This is a genomic window from Micromonospora noduli, assembly GCF_003264475.1.
GTDB lineage: Bacteria > Actinomycetota > Actinomycetes > Mycobacteriales > Micromonosporaceae > Micromonospora > Micromonospora noduli.
Window position 1 is genome coordinate 472,628 of record NZ_PYAC01000042.1, and the last position, 23,250, is coordinate 495,877.

The 23,250-nt window shown below is 70.1% G+C and carries 19 protein-coding genes; 11 read left to right on the forward strand and 8 right to left on the reverse strand.

The window, feature by feature from the left end; translation table 11 throughout:
- Positions 1-6: 6 nt before the first annotated feature.
- Positions 7-2,625 (forward strand): valine--tRNA ligase, encoded by a 2,619-nt coding sequence (gene valS, locus MED15_RS31210; protein WP_112737682.1) that lies wholly within the window; start codon positions 7-9, stop codon positions 2,623-2,625.
- A gap of 44 nt (positions 2,626-2,669) precedes the next feature.
- On the opposite strand, the gene MED15_RS31215 is transcribed toward valS, so the two are convergent.
- From MED15_RS31215 to MED15_RS31235, 5 genes are all read right to left on the reverse strand, one after another.
- Entirely contained in the window at positions 2,670-3,314 is a 645-nt protein-coding gene (locus MED15_RS31215) for a hypothetical protein (RefSeq protein WP_112583808.1), read from the reverse strand.
- A 93-nt stretch (positions 3,315-3,407) separates the two neighbouring features.
- A complete protein-coding gene (locus MED15_RS31220; RefSeq protein WP_112583758.1) occupies positions 3,408-4,118 on the reverse strand; it encodes an ABC transporter permease subunit in 711 nt (236 codons plus the stop codon).
- Between the two features lies 1 nt (position 4,119).
- On the reverse strand, positions 4,120-5,031 hold the full coding sequence (locus MED15_RS31225) for an ABC transporter ATP-binding protein (protein ID WP_091406310.1): 912 nt from the start codon (positions 5,029-5,031) through the stop codon (positions 4,120-4,122).
- Complete coding sequence (locus MED15_RS31230) at positions 5,031-5,936, reverse strand: ABC transporter permease (protein WP_112583759.1); 906 nt, start codon at positions 5,934-5,936, stop codon at positions 5,031-5,033. The genes MED15_RS31225 and MED15_RS31230 overlap by 1 nt, the downstream gene beginning before the upstream one ends.
- Positions 5,929-6,843, reverse strand: coding sequence for an ABC transporter ATP-binding protein (locus MED15_RS31235; RefSeq protein WP_112737647.1), 915 nt, complete (start codon positions 6,841-6,843; stop codon positions 5,929-5,931). The genes MED15_RS31230 and MED15_RS31235 overlap by 8 nt, the downstream gene beginning before the upstream one ends.
- A gap of 240 nt (positions 6,844-7,083) precedes the next feature.
- Here MED15_RS31235 and MED15_RS31240 point away from each other — a divergent pair, with 240 nt between their 5' ends.
- The 4 genes from MED15_RS31240 (at position 7,084) to galT (ending at position 12,223) form a co-directional block, all read left to right on the forward strand.
- Complete coding sequence (locus MED15_RS31240; protein WP_112737649.1) at positions 7,084-8,598, forward strand: glycosyltransferase family 2 protein; 1,515 nt, start codon at positions 7,084-7,086, stop codon at positions 8,596-8,598.
- 88 nt (positions 8,599-8,686) lie between these two features.
- On the forward strand, positions 8,687-10,216 hold the full coding sequence (gene cysC, locus MED15_RS31245; RefSeq protein WP_112583809.1) for an adenylyl-sulfate kinase: 1,530 nt from the start codon (positions 8,687-8,689) through the stop codon (positions 10,214-10,216).
- 111 nt (positions 10,217-10,327) lie between these two features.
- The gene (locus MED15_RS31250; RefSeq protein ID WP_112583761.1) at positions 10,328-11,134 is read left to right on the forward strand and encodes a DeoR/GlpR family DNA-binding transcription regulator; all 807 of its coding nucleotides are present in this window, start codon (positions 10,328-10,330) and stop codon (positions 11,132-11,134) included.
- A gap of 12 nt (positions 11,135-11,146) precedes the next feature.
- The gene (gene galT, locus MED15_RS31255) at positions 11,147-12,223 is read left to right on the forward strand and encodes a galactose-1-phosphate uridylyltransferase (RefSeq protein WP_112605027.1); all 1,077 of its coding nucleotides are present in this window, start codon (positions 11,147-11,149) and stop codon (positions 12,221-12,223) included.
- Positions 12,224-12,547: 324 nt separating this feature from the next.
- Here the strand turns inward: galT and MED15_RS31260 are convergent, their stop codons facing one another.
- Positions 12,548-13,765 (reverse strand): NADP-dependent isocitrate dehydrogenase, encoded by a 1,218-nt coding sequence (locus tag MED15_RS31260; RefSeq protein ID WP_091406326.1) that lies wholly within the window; start codon positions 13,763-13,765, stop codon positions 12,548-12,550.
- 137 nt (positions 13,766-13,902) lie between these two features.
- Here MED15_RS31260 and MED15_RS31265 point away from each other — a divergent pair, with 137 nt between their 5' ends.
- Positions 13,903-14,715, forward strand: a complete 813-nt coding sequence (locus tag MED15_RS31265; RefSeq protein ID WP_112698513.1) for an MBL fold metallo-hydrolase — start codon at positions 13,903-13,905, stop codon at positions 14,713-14,715.
- 312 nt (positions 14,716-15,027) lie between these two features.
- On the opposite strand, the gene MED15_RS31275 is transcribed toward MED15_RS31265, so the two are convergent.
- Together MED15_RS31275 and MED15_RS31280 are read right to left on the reverse strand one after the other, a co-directional pair.
- On the reverse strand, positions 15,028-15,978 hold the full coding sequence (locus MED15_RS31275) for a malate dehydrogenase (RefSeq protein WP_112583765.1): 951 nt from the start codon (positions 15,976-15,978) through the stop codon (positions 15,028-15,030).
- 139 nt (positions 15,979-16,117) lie between these two features.
- Complete coding sequence (locus MED15_RS31280; protein ID WP_088950132.1) at positions 16,118-16,978, reverse strand: bifunctional methylenetetrahydrofolate dehydrogenase/methenyltetrahydrofolate cyclohydrolase; 861 nt, start codon at positions 16,976-16,978, stop codon at positions 16,118-16,120.
- A 484-nt stretch (positions 16,979-17,462) separates the two neighbouring features.
- Between MED15_RS31280 and MED15_RS31285 the strand changes: the two genes are divergently transcribed.
- The 5 genes from MED15_RS31285 (at position 17,463) to MED15_RS31305 (ending at position 23,203) form a co-directional block, all read left to right on the forward strand.
- On the forward strand, positions 17,463-19,064 hold the full coding sequence (locus MED15_RS31285; RefSeq protein WP_112737653.1) for a peptide ABC transporter substrate-binding protein: 1,602 nt from the start codon (positions 17,463-17,465) through the stop codon (positions 19,062-19,064).
- Positions 19,065-19,261: 197 nt separating this feature from the next.
- Positions 19,262-20,200, forward strand: coding sequence for an ABC transporter permease (locus MED15_RS31290; protein ID WP_112583767.1), 939 nt, complete (start codon positions 19,262-19,264; stop codon positions 20,198-20,200).
- A complete protein-coding gene (locus MED15_RS31295) occupies positions 20,193-21,149 on the forward strand; it encodes an ABC transporter permease (RefSeq protein WP_091406338.1) in 957 nt (318 codons plus the stop codon). The genes MED15_RS31290 and MED15_RS31295 overlap by 8 nt, the downstream gene beginning before the upstream one ends.
- A gap of 7 nt (positions 21,150-21,156) precedes the next feature.
- Positions 21,157-22,188 carry an ABC transporter ATP-binding protein gene (locus MED15_RS31300; protein ID WP_112583768.1) on the forward strand — a complete coding sequence of 344 codons (1,032 nt, stop codon included), beginning with the start codon at positions 21,157-21,159 and terminating at the stop codon, positions 22,186-22,188.
- Positions 22,169-23,203 carry an ABC transporter ATP-binding protein gene (locus MED15_RS31305; protein WP_112583769.1) on the forward strand — a complete coding sequence of 345 codons (1,035 nt, stop codon included), beginning with the start codon at positions 22,169-22,171 and terminating at the stop codon, positions 23,201-23,203. Before MED15_RS31300 ends, MED15_RS31305 begins: the two co-directional genes overlap by 20 nt.
- The last annotated feature ends 47 nt before the right edge of the window (positions 23,204-23,250 follow it).

A 23,250-nucleotide genomic window follows, 5' to 3' on the forward strand; every position in this document is an offset into this window, starting at 1 on the left:
CGCAGGATGACCGATACGGCGAGGACGGCCCGCGCCGGCGTTCCCGAGCGTCCGACCCTGGACGGGCTCGAGGAGAGCTGGGCACGCCGCTGGCAGGAGGAAGGCACGTACGCGTTCGACCGCTCGAAGCAGCGGAGCGACGTGTTCTCGATCGACACCCCGCCGCCGACCGTATCGGGCGAGTTGCATATGGGGCACGTCTTCTCGTACACCCACACCGACACCACGGCGCGGTACCAGCGGATGCGTGGCAAGGCCGTCTTCTACCCGATGGGCTGGGACGACAACGGGCTGCCCACCGAGCGTCGGGCGCAGAACGTGTACGGGGTGCGCTGTGATCCAGCACTGCCGTACGACCCGGTGTGGCGGCCACCGGCGGGTCCGGTCGACGACGCGGCCCGCCGCAACCCCACCCCGATCTCCCGGCGAAACTTCATCGAGCTGTGCGAACGGCTGACGGTCACCGACGAGCAGGCCTTCGAGGCGCTGTGGCGGCGGCTCGGGCTCTCGGTGGACTGGTCCCTGACGTACACGACCATCGGCCGGATCGCCCGGACCACCAGCCAACGGGCGTTCGTCCGCAACCTGCGCCGCGGCGAGGCGTACCAGTCGGAGGCGCCGACCCTCTGGGATGTCGGCTTCGCCACCGCTGTCGCCCAGGCGGAGTTGGAGGACCGGGAGCGCCCCGGCGCGTACCACCGTCTGCGGTTCACCGCGGCCGACGGGCGTGAGGTGCTCATCGACACCACCCGGCCAGAGCTGCTACCGGCCTGTGTGGCGCTGGTCTGCCACCCCGACGACGAGCGGTACGCCGACCTGGTGGGCGGCACCGTGCGCAGCCCGCTGTTCGACGTCGAGGTGCCCGTGTACGCCCATCCCCTCGCCGAGCCCGGCAAGGGCACCGGCGTCGCGATGGTCTGCACCTTCGGTGACCTGACCGACGTGACCTGGTGGCGTGAGCTGGGACTGGACACCCGAGTGGTGATCGGCCGGGACGGTCGGTTGCTCCCCGAGCCGCCGCACGGGGTGCCGGCCCAGCCGTACGCGGCGCTGGCCGGGCAGACCGTCAACGGCGCCCGCCGGGAGATCGTCGGGATGCTGGCCGACGCCGGTGACCTGATCGGCGAGCCGCGCCCGATCACCCACCCGGTCAAGTTCTACGAACGCGGCGACCGGCCACTGGAGATCGTCTCGACTCGACAGTGGTATCTGCGCAACGGCGGCCGGGACGAGGCTCTGCGAGCCACGCTGCTGGGCAGGGGCGAGCAGCTGCACTGGGTGCCGGCGCACATGAAACACCGCTACGACAACTGGGTCGGCGGCCTCAACGGGGACTGGCTGGTCAGCCGCCAACGCTTCTTCGGGGTGCCGGTGCCGGTGTGGTACCGGCTCGACGACACTGGCGAGCCGGACTGGTCCCACCCTCTCACGCCGGACGAGTCCGCGCTGCCGGTCGATCCATCCAGCGATCCGGCGCCCGGTTACGACGAGTCGCAACGCGGGCGACCGGGCGGCTTCATCGGCGACCCGGACGTGCTGGACACCTGGGCCACGTCCTCGGTGACCCCGCAGATCGTCGGTGGCTGGGAGACCGACCCGGACCTGTTCGCCCGGGTCTTCCCGATGGACCTCCGCCCGCAGGGGCAGGAGATCATCCGAACCTGGCTCTTCGACAGCGTGGTCCGCTCGCACTTCGAGCACGGGGTGCTGCCCTGGCGGGACACAGTGCTCTCGGGCTGGATCCTCGACCCGGACCACAAGAAGATGGCCAAGTCCAAGGGGAACGTGGTCACCCCGCTGGCCCTGTTGGAGCAGCACGGCTCGGACGCGGTGCGCTACTGGGCGGCCAGCGGTAAGCCCGGCATGGACCTGGCCTTCGACCCGGCGCAGATCAAGGTCGGCCGGCGACTGGCCACCAAACTGCTCAACGCGTCCAAGTTCGCGCTCGGGCTGGGCGCTGCGGACGCGTTGCGCGCCCCGTACGACAACTCCAGCTCGGCGCGTCTGACGCCACGCCGCGACCTGGAGCTGTCGGCCACCACCCCACTGGACCGGGCCATGCTCGCCGAGCTGGCCACCGTGGTCACCGCCGCGGGCGCCGCCTTCGACTCGTACGACCACACGGCGGCCCTGCAGGTCACCGAGGCGTTCTTCTGGCGGTTCTGCGACGACTACATCGAGCTGGTCAAGGAGCGGGCCTACGGCACCGGCGCGGCGGCCGACTCCGCGCGGGCGGCGCTGGCCTCGGCGCTGTCGGTGCAGCTGCGGTTGTTCGCCCCGGTGCTGCCGTACGTGACCGAGGAGGTCTGGTCGTGGTGGCGGTACGGCTCGGTGCACCAGGCGCCGTGGCCCACCACCCACGAGGTGGCCCGGACGATCGAGGGCTCGGGTGACCCGGCGCTGCTGCGGCTCGCCGGTGACGCGTTGAGCCAGGTGCGACGGGCCAAGTCGGAGCGGAAGCTGTCGATGAAGGCGGAGGTGCCGTTGGCGGAGGCGCTCGGCCCGGCGGCGCTGCTGGAGCAGCTCACGCTGGTCGCCGACGACCTACGGGCGGCGGGCCGGATCGGCAAACTCGACCTGCTCCCGGACCGTACCCCGGAATTGGTCATCGCCTGCGCCTTCTGACAGGGGTCCGCCGCCGCCCGCTCGGGCGGCGGCGGACCGGCGGGTCACCAGCCGCGCAGGAAGCGCAGCCCGAGCAGGAACGCGATCACGGCGGGCCCGACCAGCAGGGTGATCGCCTGGAGGCGGTACGGCATCCGGTGCCGGGTCAACTCCCCCGCGTTGCCCAGCACGATGGCCCCGGCCAGCATCAGGAACGCACCCCACCAACCGGTCTCCAGGTGGATCAGCTCCACCCGGATCAGTTGCAGGGTCAGACCGAGCAGTGCTCCGGTCAGCGCGAGCAGGGCCACCGCCCGGTGCAGGCCCCGGGCCAGCGGGTGGGCCGCGCGCCAGCCGTAGGTGCCGGCCACCGCCAGGCAGGGCAGCACCACCATGAGCGGCCAACCCCGCCCCATCACGCCGAACATCAGCAGCGCGCCGACCGCGAAGACCATCGTGCCGACGCAGGCGAGCATGTACCCGGCGAAGGCCCGGCCGCCACCGCGAGCCAGCAACGGCCCACCGCTGGCCGCGATCAACGCGGCCGGGATCAGGATGAACACCGCCCACCAGTGGAACTGGCCGCTGCCCTGAGCCGCCGTGGCGACCGTGGCACAGGCCAGCCCGGCGACGGCCAGGCTGGTCAGCCACGGCCGGCTGCTCCGGGAGTATGGCTCAGCCAACGACGTCCGCTCCGCTTCGACGCTCACGTCCACCAGCCTGGCCCGAGGTGGCCCGACCGGTCCATCCGGCCAGCCCTACCGCTGCGCGGGGGCTGGCCGGAACAGCGTCTCGCACCGCCGTCAGCTCGTCTCGCCGGCCACGCTGAACGAGCGCAGGCGGTCGATGGCGAGCACTGTGAAGCCGACGCTGACCAGCGCGGTCATCACCGACGCCACCGGCACCGACACGCTGGTCTCCAGCAGCCCGGTGGGGGCGATCCGGTCGGCGAGGGCGATCACGTACTGCTGGATGGAGAGCACCTTGGTGCCGCTGACGAAGTTGCCCAGCAGCCCCTCCCAGATCAGCACGTAGACCAGCCCGAGCAGCACCGGCCGCCTGGTGACCAGGCTGAGCGCGAGGAACAACGCCGAGTACGCCAGCGCGCCGAGCGCCGCCGCGACCGCCAGCGCCAGTCCGAGGCGTACCGAGTCGGCGAGCACGCCCGCGACGTAGAGCGGCACCGCCACGGTGACCGCGGTGACCCCGGCGGCCACCGCGAGCTTCGGCAGCACGATCTGCCAGCGCGGCAGCGGCTTGGTCAGGATGTGCACCACGGTGCCGTCGTCGATCTCGGCGCCCAGCACGCCCGTTCCGATGATCAGCGCAACCACCGGCAGCACCACGGCCAGCCCGAGGCCGACCAGCACCGGCGGCCCCCACTGGCCCGGGTCCACTCCCAGCGACCGGCAGAGCACGGCCAGCCCGAGCAGCACCAACGGCAGCGGTAGCAGCAGCAGGAACCGACGTCGACCGAACAACCCGCGCGCGGTGATCCAGGTAACTGTCGACATGTCAGGCCTCCACCAGGTAGGAGAAGACACTCTCCAGGGACTCGTCGGACGGCACCAGCTGGCGCACCCGGATGCCTTTGTTCAGCGCGATCCGGGGCAGCGCCCGGGTGAACGCGCCGTAGTCACCGGCCCGCACGGTCAAGCCGGTCGGGTCCAACTCGACCCCACTCACCGACGCCTCCGCGATCAGCGCGACGGCCAACGCCCGGTCATCGGTGGAGCGCACCGCGAAGACGTGCGGGCGGTTGGTCATCAAGCGGCGGATGGTCCGGAAGTCGCCGGAGGCGGCCAACCGGCCGGCCACCATCACCTGCACCGTTCCGGAGACCTGCTCGACCTCCTCCAGGATGTGCGAGCTGAACAGGATCGTCCGGCCAGCGTCACCCAGGGTGTGCAGCAGCTGCATCATGTGCAGCCGCTGGCGCGGGTCCATGCCGTTGAACGGCTCGTCGAGCAGCAGCACCTGCGGGTCGTGCACCAGCGCGGCGGCCACCCGGGCACGCTGGCGCATGCCCTTGGAGTACGTGCCGATCCGGCGGTCCTGCGCCGACTCCAGCTCCACCAGATCAATCGCCCGTCGGGCCGCGGCCGCCGGATCGGGCAACCGGTGCAGCTTCGCGCTGGCCAGCACGAACTCGTACGCGGTGAGGAAACCCTGCACCGCCTCCCGCTCGCTGACCAGCCCCAGCCGCCGGTAGACGTCGGGGTTGCGCCAGGTCGGCTCGTCGTCGAGGGTGACGGTGCCGCGCGACGGGGCGAGGAACCCGGCCATCATGTGCAGCAGCGTGGTCTTGCCGGCGCCGTTCGGGCCGAGCAGCCCGGTCACGCCCGGCCCCAGGGCCATGCTGATGTCGTTGACCGCGACCACGTTGCCGTACCACCGGGACACCCCGGTCAGGCTCAGCGTGCTCATCAGGAGGCGACCTTCCGGTAGCGGGCCAGCAGGAGGGCGGTCGCGCCGGCGACCAGCAGCACCGCTGCCAGGGCGTAGACCGGGCCGAACCCGCCGATCATCATCTCGCCCGGATCGCCCTCGACCAGCAGGTCACCCAGCGACCAGATGCCCACTCCCTGCACCAGCGTGGAGGGGGAGGCGAGCCCGGCCAGCTCGTTAGCGGCGCGCGACGGCAGGATGCTCAGCACGCCCACGATCGGGGTGGTCATCAGGAAGACCGCGACCACGCCGCCGGCGGCGAAGGCGCGCTTGCCGGTCAGCGACGCGACCAGCAGGCCGACCGAGGCGAAGACCACCGCCCACAGCCCGGCGTAGAGCAGCCCGGGCAGCAGGTCGAGCAGCTCGTTCCACACCCCGCGCATGCCCTGCTTGGTGGTGAACGCGGCGCCCAGGAACATCAGCAGCTGCGGCCCGCCGAGCAGCAGCCAGAGTGCGGTGACCAGCGCCAGCAGCTTGGCCAACGCGTAGTCGGAACGCGGCAGCGGCCGGGAGAAGTACAGCGGCAGCACGCCGCTGCGCAGATCCCGGGAGACCAGCTCCGGAGCGACGACCGCGACGAAGAAGATGACCAGCCAGCTCATCGCGTCGGCGAACTGGGCGTACGTGGCGACCGGCTCGCCGATCTGGCTGCGTACCGCGGCCAGGGCCACGGCGACCAGGGTGACGATGCCGACCACCAGCCACGGGAAGATCTTGGCCTTGGCGCTGCGACCGAAACCGAACGCGGTACGCAGACCGTGCAGGTAGAGCGCGCCGAAGACCTGCCGGCGGCCGAGCCTCGGGCCCTCGTAGCGTTGATAGCCGATGTCGTGAATGACGCCGGTCGGCGTGGGGCGCACGGCGGCGGTGGACGGCTCAGGCATGAGTGAGCTCCCTCGTGGCGAAGAGTTCGGCCACCCGGTGCCGGCGCTGGTCCAGTCGGTGCAGTGGCAGGTCCAGTTCGGCGACCGCACCGAGGATCAGGTCGTAGGTGCCGTCGTCGGCGAGCGGCACGAGGAGCAGTCGCCCGTCCCGGGCGACAGGCAGTTTCAGCTCGGCGAGCCGGGCGGCGAGCTCCTCGGTGCCCTCGCTGACCTCCACGGCGAGCACGTCGGTGGCCGAGGTCATCGCGGAGATGTTGTCAGCGCGCAGCAACCGACCGCCGTCGATGGCGATCAGCGTGTCGCAGATCCGCTCCACCTCGCCGAGCAGGTGCGAACAGACCAGCACGGAGATGCCGAACTCGGTGCCGATCCGGTGCACCAGGGCCAGCATGGCGTCGCGCCCGGCCGGGTCCAGGCCGTTGGTCGGTTCGTCCAGCAACAGCAGGTCGGGGTCGTGCACCAGCGCCTGGGCCAGCTTGACGCGCTGCTTCATGCCGGTCGAGTAGCCACCGACCGGACGATAGCGCTCCTCGTAGAGCCCCACGTGCCGCAGCGCCTCCGAGGCTCGCTCGCGAGCCGCGGTGCGGGGAAGGCCGCTCATTCGACCAAGGTGGGTGACCAGTTCGGCGGCGGACAGGTCCGGTGGGAGGCAGTCGTGTTCCGGCATGTAGCCGACCCGGTTGCGGACAGCCGCCGGGTCTGCGGTCGGGTCGATGCCGAGCACCGAGACCTGACCGCCGGTTGGTGCGATCAGGCCGAGCAGGATCTTGATCAAGGTGGATTTTCCGGCGCCGTTCGCGCCCACCAGGCCGATGATCCCGGGCTCGACGGCGACGGTGAGGTCGGCCAGCGCGGTGACCCGACCTCCGTACGTCTTGGTGAGCGACTGGGTCGCGATCAGTGTCACGCGCCCAGCGTAGGGAGTCGATGCCCAGCAGGGACACCGGCACGCCCCCGGCCCTCCCCTGATCCTTTCCCCGCCGGACCCCTAAGGTCCCTCGCTGAGGGCTCCCGGGACGTTTCCGCCGGTCCCGCGTTCGACCTGACCCCGCCTTGGGAAAGACCCGTCCAGGGTGACACCATTCACCTCCCGTTCACCAGGCGTCGACCCGCCCGGTGATCGACCGACGACGCGGGAGGGATCCTGATGGCCGAGGTGGGCGTCCCCAAGGTGAGCGTCGTGGTGCCGGCGTACAACTGCGGCCCACACATCGAGAAGCTCGCTGCCTCGCTGCTGCGGCAGTCGCTGCCCGCCGACGAGTTCGAAGCCATCTTCGTCGACGACGGCTCGACCGACGACACCGCGAAGCGGCTGGACCGGCTGGCCGCCGAGCACCCGCACATCAAGGTGCTGCACGTCGAGAACTCCGGTTGGCCGTCGCGTCCGCGCAACCTCGGAGTCGACCACGCCCGCGGCGAGTACGTCTTCTTCGCCGACGACGACGACTGGTTCGCCGACGAGGCACTGGAGCGGCTCTATGCCTGCGCGAAGGCGAACGACGCCGACATCGTGGTGGGGAAGATGGCCGGGTACGGACGTCCCGTGCCCCGGGAGCTGTTCCGCAAGAACCGCTTCGACGCCACCCTCGGCAACTCCCCACTGGTCGACAGCCTGACCTGTCACAAGTTGTTCCGGCGGTCGTTCCTCAACGAGCATGGTCTGCGGTTCCCGGAGGGCGGCAAGCGTCGGCTGGAGGACCACTCACTGGTCATCCGGGCCTACTTCCTGTCCCGGCGCACCTCAGTGCTGTCCGACTACGTCTGCTACCACCACGTCCAGCGGGGCGACGCGCGCAACGTCACCGCGAGCGAGCTGGACCCGGCGAGCTACTTCGCCAGCGTGCGGGAGGCGCTGGACGTCGTGGACGCCAACACCGAGCCGGGTCCGCTGCGGGACCGGCTGCACCGGCGCTGGCTGCGCAACGAGATGCTCAGCCGGCTGCGCGGCAAGCGGCTGCTGAACGCCCGCGAGGCGTGGCTGGAGCAGGTCGCGCTGGAGATCCAGAAGATCATCCAGGACCGTTTCGCCCCGGGCGTCGCCGGTGGTCTGCCACCCCTGCTCCGAGCCGTGGCGTACCTGGCGGAGCAGGGGCGCGTCGCGGACCTGCGCAGGCTTGCCCGCTGGGAGGCAGGCATCGCCGCGCACGGCACGGTCAACGAATTCCAACGTGTCGACCACGCCGTCACGGTGACCGTCGCCGCCGAGCTGCGCGCCGCGGACCAGCCTGTCGGGTTCCGCGCCGACGATGGCCGCGACGTGCTGATGCTGCCGATGGAGGAGGTCACCCCCGAGGTCCTCGACGCCACCGCGCAGGTGCGCAAGGCCCGCCTGGACCTGGTGGCCCGCCACCGGGAGACCGGTGCCGAGATCTTTATTCCGAACACCTTCCAGACCGAGCGGATCACCGGTACGACCGGAGCGGACACCGTCCACCTGGTGCACCGGGCCACCGCCACGATCGACTTCGCCGCCCTCAACGGCGGCCGGACCAGGGGCAGCTGGCAGCTCAAGGCCCGGATCACCAACGTGGGCTGGACCGAGGACGCCCGACTGCCGCTGGTGTTCATCTGCCGGGCCGACGGCTCTCGACCCCGGATCCGCGACGAGCGGAAGGTGTGGAACCGGGTGCGGTCGGCGGTAGGCCGGCGGATCAAGCGCTGATCCGCCCGCGGGGGTCTTGGAGTGGCGCCCTCGACCGATGGGCGGTCGGCTGCGAAACTGTGTGCCGGTCAGCGAGTGGGGGGTGTGGATGAGCAACGGCTGGGTGCTGCCCGACGAGGTGCTACGGGACGCACCGGCGTACACGCCACGTCCCGGTGAGCTCGCGGATCTGGAGCTGCTGCTGACCGGCGCGTACGCCCCTCTGACCGGTTTCATGACCCGCGCCGACCTGGTCTCGGTCAGCCGACGCGGCCGACTGGCCGACGGCACACCGTGGCAGGTCGCGGTAGTTCTGCAGGTGCCGGCCGCCCTGGCCCAGAGCTTTGATCCGCGCGACCCGGCCCGCCGGGCGCTCGTGCTGACCGATGGGGAGGGCGCCCCGGTGGCCGCCCTGGACGTGGCCGACGTCTGGCCGGTCCGCGAGGGCGTGGCGGGAGTGGGCGGCCAGGTTCGGCGGCTGGGCGACGGTGGGCACGGTCCGTTCCAGCGACTGCGGCGTAACCCGGAGGAGGTTCGTGCGCTGCTGCCCCCGGGCCGGGTGCTCGGGGTGATTGCCGATCGGCCGCTGCATCGTCCACAGCTCGCCCAGATCGCCCACGCCGCCCGCACCCTGGCCGCTCATCTGCTCGTGATGATCCCGGTGGGCGAGGGCGGCGCAGACGGGCTCCCGCCGGAGGCGCTGGTCCGTACGATCTTCGCCGCACGGGACCGGATGCCACCCGCCACCCTGGTCGCGGTGCCGCTGTCGCATCGACGCGAGGAGATCAGCGACGCGCTGCTGCGCGCCCGGGTCTCGGCCGCGTACGGGGTCACCCACCTGCTCTCCACCGGGGAGATGCTCTCCGGCGCCGGGCTGCGGGTGCTGGTGCCGCGCGAACTCGCCTACGACAACCGGGACGGGCAGTGGCGTTGGCGGGAGGACATCCCACCGCGCAACCGCCGGCTCGCGCTGACCCAGCCGGAGATCGACGACCTGCTCGACCGGGGCTTCCCGCTACCGGAGTGGCACACCCCGCCCGCTGTGGCACGGGAGTTGGCCCGGGCCCGGCCGCCGCGTCGGCAGCGAGGGCTGGTGGTCTTCCTGACCGGTCTCTCCGGCTCCGGCAAGTCGACGATCGCCCGAGGGCTGGCGGACGCGTTACGGGAGAGCGGCGACCGCACGGTGACCCTGCTCGACGGGGACGTGGTACGCCGGGAACTCTCCGCCGGGCTGGGCTTCAGCAAGACCGACCGGGATCTCAACGTCCGGCGGATCGGCTGGGTGGCCGCCGAGATCGCCCGGCACCGTGGGGTGGGCATCTGCTGTCCGATCGCCCCGTACGCGGCGGCCCGGGCCACCGCCCGGGAGATGGCCCTCGCCGCCGGATCGGGTTTCGTGCTGGTGCACGTGGCTACTCCGCTGGAGGTGTGCGAGCGGCGGGACCGCAAGGGCCTGTACGCGCGAGCGCGAGCCGGCCTGCTCACCGGGATGACCGGCATCGACGACCCGTACGAGGAGCCGACCGACGCCGATCTGGTGCTCGACACCACCGACCTGAGCGTGGCGGACGCGGTGCAGGCCGTGCTGCACCATCTGACCGAGACCGGTTGGGTGGAGCTGAAGATCGCCACCGCCTGAGGCGTCGCCGTACCCGTTCCTTCCACCGCTGAGCGGCACGCGCTAGTGTTCATCTTTGTTGGAACACGTTTGACCGCGTGAGGTACGTGGACGTCCGGGGAGGCACGGCTGATGCTCGCTCAGCAGCGGCAGGCGGCCATCCTGGAGCGGGTCCGCTCGACCGGCGGCGTCCGGGTCAGCGAGTTGGCAGGCGAGTTCGGCGTGTCCGACATGACCATCCGGCGTGACCTGGACGCGCTGCACGAGCGTGGCCTGCTGGCCAAGGTGCACGGCGGTGCCACCACGACCGGGCCGAGCTCGACCGACGAGCCGGGTTTCCACGCCAAGTCGGTCCGCCAACTGCCCGAGAAGGCGGCCATCGCCGACCGGGCGGCCCAGTTGGTCCGGCCGGGAGCGGCGATCGCGCTCTCCGCCGGCACCACCACCGCCGAGCTGGCCCGCCGGCTTGTGGACGTGCCCGAGCTGACCGTCGTCACCAACTCGCTGCCGGTCGCCGAGATCATGCACGCCGGCGGCCGCCCGGACCAGACGGTGGTGCTCACCGGCGGCGTACGCACACCGTCGGACGCGCTGGTCGGTCCACTCGCGGTCGGGGCCGTCCGGTCACTGCACCTTGATCTGCTCTTCCTGGGTGTCCACGGCATCACCGAGCGGGCCGGCTTCACCACCCCGAACCTGATGGAGGCGGAGACCGATCGGGCACTCGTGGCCGCGGCGGACCAACTGGTGGTGCTCGCCGACCACACCAAGTGGGGCACGGTGGGCATCTCCTCGATCGTCGCGTTGGCGGCGGCCCACGTACTGGTCAGCGACGACCGGTTGCCTCCACCCGCACGACGGGTACTCGGCGAACAGGTGGGCGAATTGATCATGGTGAAGGCGAGGGGCGGGCCGCGTGATGCGCACGCCGACAACTGAGGGGACGGCGCCGTGAAGCGCACCGCGATCGACCTGGCCGACGGCCGGGAGCTGATCTACTTCGACGAGCGCGACGACGCGGTCCGCGACCAGCCGGACCGCCGGGACCTGCCGCCGCCTCCCCCCGCGTCGCAGCTGCGCTACGACCCGTTGACCGACGAGTGGGTGGCGGTCGCCGTGCACCGGCAGACCCGCATCTTCCTCCCGCCGGCGAACGAGTGCCCTCTCGACCCGTCGGTGGGCGACCGGCTGACCGAGATCCCCGCACCCGACTACGACGTGGTGGTCTTCGAGAACCGGTTTCCGTCGCTGAGCGGTCGGGTGGCCGAGGAGCCCGGGGAGATCACCCCGTTCACACCGGTCCGGCCGGGCCTCGGCCGGTGCGAGGTGGTCTGCTTCACGTCGGATCACAACGCCTCCTTCGCCAGCCTGCCGCCGCGCCGGGTCCGCACCGTGCTGGACGCCCTCGCCGACCGCACCGAGGTGCTCGGCGCGCTGCCCGGCGTCGAGCAGATCTTCTGCTTCGAGAACCGGGGCGTTGAAATCGGTGTCACGCTGCACCATCCGCACGGCCAGATCTACGCGTACCCCTTCGTGACGCCGCGCACCCGCGCGCTGCTGGCCGCGGCGCGCCGGCACGCCGAGCGGACCGGCGGCGGCAACCTGTACGCGGACGTGCTAGCTGCCGAGCGTGCTACCGGTGACCGGGTGGTCGCGGAGAACGAACACTGGACGGCGTTCGTCCCGGCGGCCGCCCGCTGGCCGTTCGAGGTGCACGTCGCGCCGCACCGCGTGGTGCCGGACATCCCGGCGCTCAGTGACAGCGAGCGGGACGCCTTCGGGCCGCTCTACCTGGATCTGCTGCGCCGCTTCGACGGCCTGTTCGACATGCCGATGCCGTACATCTCGGCCTGGCACCAGGCGCCCGTGCGGGTCGACCGCGAGCTGGGCCACCTGCACCTTCAGCTGTTCAGCATCCGGCGGGCCCAGGACAAGCTGAAGTACCTGGCCGGCTCCGAGTCCGGGATGGGCGTCTTCATCAATGACATCGCCCCGGAGCGGGCCGCCGAGTTGCTTCGCGCCGCCTGAGCGGCCCCTGCGGTGCGCTGGTCCTGAGTTTGCGCGGTGCGGCATGAGCTTGGCGGGAAACAGGGCGCGGGGGGCCCGGGACAGGGCCCCCCGCAGGGAAGGGACGGCTGGCTGTGCACGGCACAGCCGGGAAGGCTGGCTGATCGGCGCACGGGTGCCGCGGGTCGACCGTGGTCAACCTTCCTTGGACGCGACTGGCATCTCGTCCATCCTGGTCAACGAGGCGCGCCGGCCGCAGTGACGCCGATCGGCGCGGCGGTGTCGGACACGCCGAAGCCCGCCGGCAGTGGTGCCGGCGGGCTTCGTTGACGCGGTACGCCTGGATCAGGCAGCGATCTTGCGGGCCAGGTTCTCGTCGAGCGCGTTCATGAACTCGTCGGTGGTCAGCCACGGGGCGTCGCGCGAGATGAGCAGCGAGAGGTCCTTGGTCATCTGGCCGCCCTCGACGGTGTCGACGATGACCTGCTCCAGGGTGTTGGCGAACTCGGTGACCGCCGGCGTGCCGTCCAGCTTGCCCCGGTGGGCGAGGCCCCGGGTCCAGGCGTAGATCGACGCGATCGGGTTGGTCGAGGTCTTCTCGCCCTTCTGGTACTGCCGGTAGTGCCGGGTGACAGTGCCGTGCGCGGCCTCGGCCTCGACGGTCCGGCCGTCCGGGGAGAGCAGGACGGAGGTCATCAGACCCAGCGAGCCGAAGCCCTGCGCGACGGTGTCGGACTGCACGTCACCGTCGTAGTTCTTGCAGGCCCAGACGTAGCCGCCCTCCCACTTGAGCGCGGCGGCGACCATGTCGTCGATGAGCCGGTGCTCGTAGGTGATGCCGGCGGCGTCGAACTCGGCCTTGAACTCGGCTTCGAACACCTCGGCGAAGAGGTCCTTGAACCGACCGTCGTACGCCTTGAGGATGGTGTTCTTGGTGGACAGGTAGACCGGGTAGTTGCGGTCCAGTCCGTACCGGAACGACGCCCGGGCGAAGTCCCGGATCGACTCGTCGTAGTTGTACATGCCCATGGCGATGCCGCCGCCGGGGAAGTTGGCGACCTCCATCTCCATCGGCGCGCCGCCGTCGGCCGGGGTGTAGGTGATGGTCACCGTGCCCGGGCCGGGGACGACGAAGTCGGTGGCCTTGTACTGGTCACCGTGGGCGTGCCGGCCGATGATGATCGGCTTGGTCCAGCCGGGGACCAGCCGCGGCACGTTGGACATGATGATCGGCTCACGGAAGACGACGCCGCCGAGGATGTTGCGGATGGTGCCGTTTGGCGACCGCCACATCTTCTTCAGGCCGAACTCCTCGACCCGGGCCTCGTCCGGGGTGATGGTCGCGCACTTGACGCCGACGCCGTGCTCCTTGATGGCGTTGGCGGCGTCGATCGTGACCTGGTCGTCGGTCTCGTCGCGGTGCTGGATCGACAGGTCGTAGTAGTGCAGGTCGACGTCGAGGTAGGGCAGGATCAGCTGCTCCCGGATCTGCTTCCAGATGATCCGGGTCATCTCGTCGCCGTCGAGTTCTACGACCGGGTTGTTTACCTTGATCTTCGCCATCGGCCGGCGCTCCTCTCGGGGGACACGTGCTCAAGCAGTACGAGCGTACTGCAATTGGGCCGGCAGCCCCCAGCCGGCCTCGACCGGCCGGCGGAACCGGGCTGCGCGGAACAGGAATGCCCTGGAATCATCGTCCGATGCCACTGAACCGCACCCTCGGGTCTATCACGGTCACCGCACTCACCGACGGCGAGGGTGCCTTCTTCCAGCCCCGCACGGAGGCGTTTCCGCAGGCCACAGCGGGGCACTGGGCGGAGGCCGACCGGCGCGACCCCGGCTCGGTGACCGCCGACGGGCAGTGGTGGCTGCCGTTCCGCAGCTTCGCGATCCGCGTCGGCGACGGGCCGGTCACGCTGGTCGACGCCGGGATCGGCCCGGTCGACGCACCCGCCGCGAGCTGGGCACCCGTGCCGGGGCGGCTGCCCGCCGAGTTGGCCGCCGCGGGCATCGACCCCGCAGATGTCGACACTGTCGTCCTGACCCACCTGCACAGCGATCACATCGGCTGGGCGGTCACCGGCACGCCGGGGCTGCCGTACTTCCCGAACGCGAGCTACCTGCTGCAGCGCGCCGAACTCGACGCGGCGGAGACGCTCAACCCCGGGCTGCCGGCCGGCCTCATCGCACCCTTGCGCGCCGCCGGCCAGCTCCGGGTGGTCGACGGCGAAACCGCCCTCACCCCAGCGGTACGTCTGCTGCCCACCCCGGGCCACACGCCCGGTCACCAGTCGGTGCTCCTGACCTCGGCCGACGAACGGATGCTGCTCACCGGGGACCTACTGGTGCACATGGTGCAACTCGTCAACCCCGACCTGGCGTACGCCCACGAGGAAGACCCGGACCTGGCTCGCACCTCCCGGCTGACCGCCCTACGCACCCACTCCCCCACCGTCCTGGCCACCCCCCACCTCGGCACCCCCTTCACCCCCCACCAGCCCACCCAGGCCTGAAGCGATCCCAATCGAAATCCCCCACCCCCACCCCACCCCCACCCCCAACTGGTTGATCAAGAGGTTTGCGTCACCGCAGGCGCGATTTTTGACGCAAACCTCTTGATCAACCGGGGCGGGGAAGGCGGAGCCGGGGTCGGCGGGGAGGGCGGAGCCGGGGTCGGCGGGGAGGGCGGAGCCGGGGTCGGCGGGGAGGGCGGAGCCGGGGTCGGCGGGGAGGGCGGAGCCGGGGTCGGCGGGGTTGGGGCTGGACGGCGAAGGGCGCGCCGGGTTTGCCGGCGCGCCCTTCGCTGGTGCTGTGGTTCGGGGCAACTACATGCTGGAGATGTCGCCCTGCTTGGCGCGGACGGCTTCCGCAGCCTCCAGGAGGCTGGCACGCTCGTCGGCGTCCAGGTCGGTCTCGACGACCCGCTTGACGCCCTCGGCGCCGATCTCGGCCTCGACACCCAGGTAGACACCGGAGATGCCGTACTCGCCGTCAACCCAGGCGCAGACCGGCATGACCTCGCCGGAGTCCTCCGCGACGGCCTTCGCCATCCGAGCCGCAGCGGCGGACGGGGCGTAGTAGGCAGAACCGGTCTTGAGCAGCGCGACCACCTCGGCGCCACCGTTGCGGGTCTTGACGACCAACTCCTCGATCTGCTCGGCCGGCATGGCGTCGCGCAACGGCTTGCCGTTGACGGTGCTCTTCGACGGCACCGGGACCATGGTGTCGCCGTGCGAGCCCAGGGTCAGCGTGCGTACCGAGGCCACCGGCACGTTCAGCGCCTCGGCGACGAAGTTGCTGAACCGGGCGGTGTCGAGCATGCCGGCCTGGCCGAGCACCCGGTTCTTCGGGAACTGGGTGGCGAGCTGGGCCAGCGCGGTCATCTCGTCCAGCGGGTTGGAGACCACGATGACGACGGCGTTCGGGGCGTACTTGGCGACGTTCTCGGCGACCTGGCGGACGATCTTGGCGTTGGTCTCCAGCAGGTCCATCCGGCTCATGCCGGGCTTGCGCGGCAGACCAGCGGTGATCACGACGACGTCGGAGCCCTCGATGCTCTCGTAGCCCTCACCGTTGGGGCCGGTGGTCACGCCGACCACCTTGGTCTCGAAGCCCTCGATGGCCCGGGACTGGTTGAGGTCGAGCGCGAGGCCCGCGGGCTTGCCCTCCACGATGTCGGTGATCACTACGGTGTCGAAGACGTCGTACTCGGCCAGGCGCTGTGCGGTGGTGGAGCCGTAGAAGCCAGCCCCGACGACAGTGACCTTCTTACCCATGGTCGTCCCACTCCCTGATACCAGTCGGTTTTCCGGACCGTATCAGTCATCCTGGCACCGATCAGGCCAGGGGCGGCGGCCATCGCCGGGATGGGGTGAACGTCACCGCCGTCCTGGTTCGACGCTACCGAGGTGCGGGTCAGCCGCGCTCGGCACGCTCGACGACGTTGGTGAGCAGCATGGCCCGGGTCATCGGGCCCACACCGCCGGGCATGGGGACCAGCGCGCCGGCCGTCTCAGCCACCTCCGGGTCGACGTCGCCGGTGTAGCGACCCTTGCCGTCCGCTCCGATCACGCGGGTGATGCCGACGTCCACCACCACCGCGCCGGGGTTGATCATGTCGGCGGTGAGCAGACCCGGTACGCCGGCCGCGACGATGACGATGTCGGCGGCCCGGGTGTGCGAGGCGAGGTCGAGGGTGCCGGTGTGGCAGAGGGTGACAGTGGCGTTCTCGCTGCGCCTGGTGAGCAGCAGGCCGAGAGGTCGGCCGACGGTGTTGCCACGACCGACCACCGCGACGGTGGCCCCGCGCAGCGCCACGTCGTGCCGGCGGAGCAGCTCGACGATGCCGCGCGGGGTGCACGGCAGCGGACCGTCGTAGCCCAGCACGAGCCGACCCAGGTTGACCGGGTGCAGGCCGTCGGCGTCCTTGTCCGGGTCGATCAACTCAAGCACCCGCTGGGTGTCGAGGTGGGCCGGCAGCGGCAGTTGAACGATGTAGCCGTGGCACGCCGGGTCGGCGTTCAGCTCGGCCAGTACGTCGTCGACCTGCTGTTGGGTGGCGTCGGCCGGCAGTTCGCGGCGGATCGATGCGATGCCCACCTCGGCGCAGTCGCGGTGCTTGCCGTTGACGTACGCCTGACTGCCCGGGTCCGCACCGACCAGGACCGTGCCGAGCCCGGGGGTGATGCCGCGTTCCGCGAGTGCCTTCACCCGGATGCGCAGCTCGTCCTTGATCTCCGCTGCGGTTGCCTTGCCGTCCAGAAGCGTCGCCGTCACGACCAGATCGTCTCACGGCCGCCGCTCGCGGATCAGACGACCTCGCTCCAGGCCGTCCGCCGACCCTCGGCGGTGGGGCGGCCCACCGGACGGGCCGGGCCAGGGTGGGTGATCGCTACTGAAGTCACCGTGCGTGAGGTGTCGCTAGTCACTTTCGGTGACAATTTGTGGGTTCGATCACGCTCGAACCAGACAGCAGAGACCAGCTCGACGGAGACCGGACGGCCGCCCCAGGCGGCGCCCGGACGGTCGAGCAGGGGCAAACACGTCGCCAACCATCGCGATTTCCGCAGGCCAACGTCGATAAACCCGGTTTGGGGTAGCAGATTCACTCGCCCTCGACAAGAGAGGCAACCCCGGACCGTTACCCACCCGCAACCGCGTCGTTGTCGAAGGCCCGTCGCCGACCTACCGTTACCGCTTGTTGCGCAGCGTAACCCAGCGTCGGGCCTGACTGCGCAGCGTGAGGAGATGAGGAGGCTCAATGCGAGTTCGTAGACTCGCCGCCTGGACCGCCCTCCCGCTCGCGGTGACGCTGGGCCTCGCGGCCTGCGGCAGCGGCGGAGACGGTGGATCCGGTGGCAGCGACAGTTCGGTGGTCAGCATCCAGATCGCCGAGCCGAAGCACCTGGTTCCCACCAACACCACCGAGACGTCCGGGTCGCAGGTGCTCGCCGGCCTGTTCAGCCCGCTCGTCGACTACGACGCCCAGAACAAGCCGTACGAGGTCGCCGCGCAGTCGATCACCTCGTCCGACAACAAGGTCTGGACGATCAAGCTCAAGGACGGCTTCACCTTCCACAACGGTGAGAAGGTCACGTCCGAGGACTACATCAACGCGTGGAACTACGGCGCGTACGCCCCGAACGGCCAGGACAGCAACTTCTTCTTCGAGAAGATCGCTGGTTACGCCGACCTGCAGGGCAAGGCGCCGAAGGCCAAGGAGATGTCCGGTCTGAAGAAGGTCGACGACCTCACCTTCACCGCGACGCTCTCCGAGCCGTACATCGACTTCAAGACGACGCTGGGCTACAACGCGTTCTACCCGATGCCGGACGCCGCGTTCTCGGCTCCGGGCGTGCTCAAGGACTCCTACGAGCAGGCGCCGATCGGGCAAGGCCCGTTCAAGATGAAGGGCGCCTGGCAGCACGACAGCAAGATCGACGTCGAGCGCTACGACGCGTACCCGGGCGACAAGCCCAAGGTCAAGAACATCGAGTTCCGGATCTACCAGCAGCTCACCGCGGCCTACGCGGACGTCCTGGCGGACAACCTGGACGTGCTGCCCACGATCCCGACCGAGAGCCTGAGCACCGCGCCGAGCGACCTGGGCGACCGGTACAGGACCAGCCCGATGTCGTCGTTCCAGTTCCTCGCGTTCCCGACGTTCGACAAGGACTACAGCAGCCCGGACGTGCGCAAGGCCATCTCGATGGCGATCGACCGTGACGAGATCACCAAGTCGGTCTTCAAGGGTTCGCAGACGTCGGCTCGTTCCTTCGTCTCGCCGGTCCTGCCGGGCTACCGGGAGAACACCGCGGGCAAGGCAGGCGAGTTCAACCCGACCGAGGCCAAGAAGCTCTACCAGGCCGCCGGCGGTCCGTCGAAGATCGTCATCTCGTACAACGGCGACGGCGGGCACAAGGACTGGGTCGACGCCACTGTCAACCAGCTCAAGGCCAACCTGGGCGTCGACGCGGTCGGCTCGGCCGAGCCGAAGTTCGCCGACCTGCTGACCAAGGTCGAGAAGAAGACGCCGGTGGGTGCGTTCCGGATGGGTTGGGTCATGGACTACCCGACCATGGAGGACTACCTCGGCCCGCTGTACAGCACGAACGGCTCGTCGAACTACTACGGCTACAGCAACCCGGAGTTCGACAAGCTGGTCAAGGAGGGTTCCGCCGCCAAGACGCAGGACGAGGCGATCGCCAAGTACCAGCAGGCGGAGGACATCCTGGCCAAGGACATGCCGGTGATCCCGCTCCGCTTCGGCGAGAACGTGTTCGGCCACTCGTCCAAGGTCAAGAACGTGGAGATGGACCTGTTCCAGCGGGTCAACCTCGTCAAGATCGAAGCAGCCAGCTGAGCTGACCATGGTGCGGGCCACCCGGGCGACGATGCCCGGGTGGCCCCGACCGCGCCACCGGGGCCGGGCCGCAGCAGCGGACCCGGCGTCGGTGGCGCCGGCTCCCCCGGGCCGGACGGCACGTCTCGGATATTTCGGGTACGACCAGAGATGCCGTCCTGCGACCCTTTCGCACATTTCCGGAGAGACTGCTAAGCATGTTCCGCTACATCCTGCGGCGCCTACTGCAGATGGTCCTGGCGTTCTTCGGGACCACCCTGATCGTCTACGCGCTGACATTCGCCGGGCAGGGCGACCCGATCCAGGCGCTCGCCGGCGAACGGCCGGTGACGCCAGCGCAGCGGGCCTACCTCACCGAGAAGTACAACCTGGATCAGACGGGCGTCGGCGGCTTCTTCTACCGCTACTTCGACTACGTGAAGGACCTGCTCCAGGGCAACCTGGGCGAGTCGCTCACCGGTCGGAGCATCGGTGACATCCTCCAGCAGGCCTGGCCGGTCACCGTTCGGCTCGCGCTCATCGCGCTCGCCGTGGCGATCATCTTCGGTGTCACCGCCGGGGTCCTCGCCGGCATCCGCCGGGCCAGCATCTTCGACAACTCGACGCTGGTGCTGACCCTGCTGGTGCTGGGCATCCCGACGATCGTGCTGGCGCCACTGGCGCAGTACTTCCTGGGCGTCAAGTGGCAGCTCTTCCCACCCACCGCCGGCTCCGACCCGACGTTCTACGCGCTCCTGCTGCCGGGCATCGTGCTCGGCTCGCTGTCGCTGGCCACCGCCCTACGACTCACCCGGGCCTCGGTGGCGGAGAACCTGCGCGCGGACTACGTCCGGACCGCCCGGTCCAAGGGCCTGGTCAAGCGGCGCATCGTCATCGTCCACGTGCTGCGCAACTCACTGATCCCGGTGGTCACCTTCCTCGGTGTGGAACTGGGCAACCTGATGAGCGGCGCGATCATCACCGAGGGCGTCTTCAACATCCCCGGCGTGGGCTTCAACCTCTTCCGCGGCATCCGCACCGAGGACGGCCCCCTGGTGGTGGGCATCGTCAGCGTGCTCGTCGTGGTCTACCTGGTCTCGAACCTGGTGGTGGACGTCCTGTACGCCGTACTCGACCCGAGGATCCGCTATGAGTGATTTTGAAACTGTGGCGGCCACCGAGAACCAGGCCGCGCGACGTGGCCCCTCGGGGGAGCCGGGCACGCCCAACCAGGTCGGCGCCGCGAACAAGCCCCGCAGCCTGGCCGGGGACGCCTGGCGCGACCTGCGCCGCAACCCGATCTTCTGGATCTCGCTGGCGCTCGTCGTCATCTTCACCCTGATGGCGCTGCTCCCCGGGGTCTTCACCGCCAACAGCCCGAACGACTGCCTGCTCTCCCGGCAGCACGCCGGGCCGTCCGGCGGGGCCATCTTCGGGTACGACTTCCAGGGCTGCGACACGTACTCCCGGGCGGTCTACGGCACCCGGGCATCGCTGCTGGTCGGTGCGCTCGCCGCGCTCGGCACTGGCATCATCGCGCTGGTGATCGGCATGTTGGCCGGTTACTTCGGCCGCTGGGTCGACGCGGTGCTCTCCCGGGTGATCGACGTGGTGCTCGGCATTCCGCTGCTGCTGGCCGCGATCGTGCTGCTCAAGCGGGTGTCCAGTGACAGCCAGTGGGCTCGGATCGGCGCGGTCGTCTTCGTGTTGGCCCTCCTCGGTTGGACCACCGCCGCCCGCGTGGTCCGGTCCTCGGTGATCACCGCGAAGGAGCAGGACTACGTCGCGGCGGCCCGGATGCTCGGCGCCGGCAACAGCCGGATCATGTGGCGGCACATTCTGCCGAACTCGCTGGCCCCGGCGATCGTCGTGCTGACCATCGCGCTCGGCTCGTTCATCGCGGCCGAGGCGACGCTCTCCTTCCTCGGCATCGGCCTGAAGGCGCCCACCATCTCGTGGGGGCAGGACATCGACACCGGCCGGATCCACATGCGGGAGGCGGCCACTCCGTTGATCGTCCCGTCGGCCTTCCTGGCGCTGACCGTGCTGGCGTTCATCATGCTCGGCGACGCGATCCGTGACGCCTTCGACCCGAAGCTGCGGTGAGAACACCATGACCGTCAATCCAACTCCCGCCTCTGCCACCCCCGAGGGCGGCCACCTGCTGGAGCTGCGGGACCTGCACGTCGAGTTCCGCACCAACGAGGGCGTCGCCCGGGTGATCAACGGTGTGTCGTACCACCTGGACGCCGGCGAGACCCTTGCCGTGCTCGGCGAATCCGGCTCGGGTAAGTCGGTCACCGCCCAGGCGATCATGGGCATCCTGGACACCCCGCCCGCGTTCGTCCGCTCCGGCCAGATCCTCTACCAGGGTGAGGACCTGCTCACCCGCTCCGAGGAGCAGCGCCGGCAGGTACGCGGCAAGGAGATCGCGATGATCTTCCAGGACGCGCTCTCCGCCCTCAACCCGGTCTTCCCGGTCGGCTGGCAGATCGGTGAGACGCTGCGCCAGCGCGCCGGCATGTCCCGAGCCGACGCTCGACGTCGTGCCGTCGAACTGATGGATCTGGTCAAGATCCCCGGTGCCGCCAAGCGGATCGGCGACTACCCGCACCAGTTCTCCGGCGGCATGCGGCAGCGCGTCATGATCGCCATGGCGTTGGCGCTGGACCCGAAGGTGCTGATCGCCGACGAGCCCACCACGGCCCTCGACGTGACAGTGCAGGCCCAGATCATGGACCTGCTGGCCGACCTGCGCCGGGAACTCAACATGGCGATGATCCTGATCACCCACGACCTGGGTGTGGTCGCCGGTGTCGCGGACCGGATCGCGGTCATGTACGCCGGCCGGATCGTCGAGCACGCCGACGTCCGCTCGCTCTACAAGGCGCCCGCCCACCCGTACACCAAGGGGTTGTTGGAGTCGATCCCGCGCCTGGACGTTCGCGGCCAGGAACTGTCGACGATCAAGGGGTTGCCGCCGAACCTGATGCGCATCCCGTCCGGCTGCCCGTTCCACCCCCGGTGCCCCTACGTCCAGCAGGTCTGTGTGGACGAGGTGCCGCACGACCTGGTCCTCGGCGACGGCCGGACCAGCGCTTGCCACTTCGCGCAGGAGGTCCGTGATGACAGCGTCGCCCGCTAACCCCACCAAGGTCCGCGGCGAGACCATCCTCTCCGTCGACAACCTGGTGAAGCACTTCCCGATCACTCAGGGCGTGCTGTTCCAGCGGCAGATCGGAGCGGTGAAGGCCGTCGACGGTGTGAGCTTCGAGCTGCGTCGGGGCGAGACGCTCGGCGTGGTCGGCGAGTCCGGCTGCGGCAAGTCCACCCTCGCCCGGTTGCTGATGCGGTTGGAGACGCCCACCTCCGGACGCGCCACCCTGGAGGGCAAGGACCTGTTCAAGGCCTCCGGCGGTGAGCTGCGCCGGCTGCGCCGCAACATGCAGATGGTGATGCAGGACCCGTACACCTCGCTGAACCCGCGGATGACCGTCGGCGACATCATCGGCGAGCCGTTCGAGATCCACCCGGATGCCGCGCCGAAGGGCAGCAAGGCCAAGCGGGTCCAGGAGCTGTTGGACCTGGTCGGGCTCAACCCGGAGCACATCAACCGGTACCCGCACCAGTTCTCCGGCGGTCAGCGTCAGCGCATCGGCATCGCCCGCGCCCTCGCGCTGAAGCCCGAGGTGATCGTCTGCGACGAGCCGGTGTCGGCGCTCGACGTCTCCATCCAGGCCCAGGTGATCAACCTGCTCAAGCAGCTACAGGGCGAGCTGGGGCTCTCGTACATCTTCATCGCGCACGACCTGTCCGTGGTGCGGCACATCGCCGACCGCGTCGCGGTGATGTACCTCGGTCGGATCGTCGAGATCGGCACCGAGGACGAGATCTACGAGCGGGCCACCCACCCGTACACCCAGGCTCTGCTCTCTGCCGTGCCGGTGCCGGACCCGGAAGCCCGCGACCAGCGCAACATGATCCGGCTGGTCGGCGACGTGCCCAGCCCGGCCGACCCGCCGAGCGGGTGCCATTTCCGGACCCGCTGCTGGAAGGCCCAGGAAGTCTGCGCCGTCGAAGACCCGGCAACGGTCCCGAGAGCGGCGGACCCCCACCCCTCGGCCTGCCACTTCGCCGAACTGCGCCCCACCCCGGCCTGACCGGCCCTGCCGTTGATCATGAAGTTATTGCCCTGACACGCCGACGT